Here is a 1,165-nt window from a genome sequence, read left to right on the forward strand (position 1 = left end):
CGTAACCACATCCCGCCCTGTCCGGTCCCCCGTCCCTTCAGGCGGCCGGCAGCCGCCTGCTGCGCCACGGCCCGGCCGGGCCGCCTGCCGTCCGTGTTCCCGGCTCGCATCGCTGCCCCTGACCGTAAGGAGGCCGCCCGATGACCACCTCACCCCGCCAGCACGTTCAAGCCCTGACCGCCCAGCAGGCCACCGCCTTCCGGTCGGTCACCGCGATCATGGCAGCCGTGGTGTGCCTCACCTTCCTGTTCGGCTTCGGGAATGTGTGGTCCCTGGCCCTGAGGCTGGGCGTCCCGCCCTGGGTGGCGCCGCTGGTGGCACCGGCCGTCGACCTGTCGGTCCTCGGCCTGCTGCTGGCCATCCGCTACCTCACGCTCTACGGCGCGACCAGCCAGCAGTTGCGGCCCGCCCGCCGCCTGCTGGTCTTCTCCAGCACGATGACCCTCGCGCTCAACATCGCCGACCCGCTGGTCTGCGGGCACTACGGGAAAGCCGCCTTCGACGCGGTCGGCCCCCTGCTGCTGATCGGCTGGGCCGAAGTGGGCCCCGGTCTGCTCCAGACGATCAGCAGCGTCCAGCTCACGGAACACGCTGCGACCGATCCCCCGCAGACAGCCGACTGCGGAAACCCCGTCCCGCCGCCCACGGATGACCTGCTGGAGCGCGCCCGGCACGCGGACGCCCGCCACCGGTTACACCACCAGCGCCCCATCTCGGCCGAGTCGCTCCGCAAGGAACTCCACATCGGATCGGCACGGTCACGGATGCTGGTGTCCATGCTCCGCGGAAACGACGACGGGCAGGCCGCGGCCTGAAAGATCGACGTCCTTGTCGCGGCGCGTTCACCGCCGCGACAAGGACGTCACCGTTTACGTTCCTGCGCCTCCGCTCGTTTCCGGCGGCGGGCCTCGGCCGACCGCTGCGCCAGCCGCAGCATGTAGGCGGTCCGCGCGTGCACAGCCATCGTCCGCCGCACTTCGGCCGGCAGCTTCCGTTCTGGATCCACCTGTCGTTCGAACCGCTCAAGAAACGCCTGTGTGCCCGGAGTTGTGCGGGCGGTGCGGTCACTGGTTACCGCCCAGGAAGCATGGGCGGCGGCCCGGGCCCGCAGGCTGCGCTTCCGGGGCGTCAACGGCCGATCACTGTGGGTTTCGCTGGACTCAGA

The 1,165-nt window shown here is 70.8% G+C and carries 2 protein-coding genes; one reads left to right on the forward strand and one right to left on the reverse strand.

Going from position 1 to position 1,165, the window contains the following annotated elements:
- Positions 1 to 140: 140 nt before the first annotated feature.
- The gene (locus tag BN2279_RS09670) at positions 141 to 815 is read left to right on the forward strand and encodes a hypothetical protein (protein ID WP_059008308.1); all 675 of its coding nucleotides are present in this window, start codon (positions 141 to 143) and stop codon (positions 813 to 815) included.
- A gap of 47 nt (positions 816 to 862) precedes the next feature.
- On the opposite strand, the gene BN2279_RS30510 is transcribed toward BN2279_RS09670, so the two are convergent.
- Positions 863 to 1,165: hypothetical protein (locus tag BN2279_RS30510; protein ID WP_234347702.1), on the reverse strand; the 303-nt coding region annotated here is incomplete at its 5' end.

It is taken from the genome of Streptomyces specialis (assembly GCF_001493375.1).
Lineage (GTDB): Bacteria > Actinomycetota > Actinomycetes > Streptomycetales > Streptomycetaceae > Streptomyces > Streptomyces specialis.

Bases quoted from the DNA above. Each gene is read 5' to 3' on its own strand.
- BN2279_RS09670 (WP_059008308.1), top strand. From the start codon at position 141: ATGACCACCTCACCCCGCCAGCACGTTCAAGCCCTGACCGCCCAGCAG.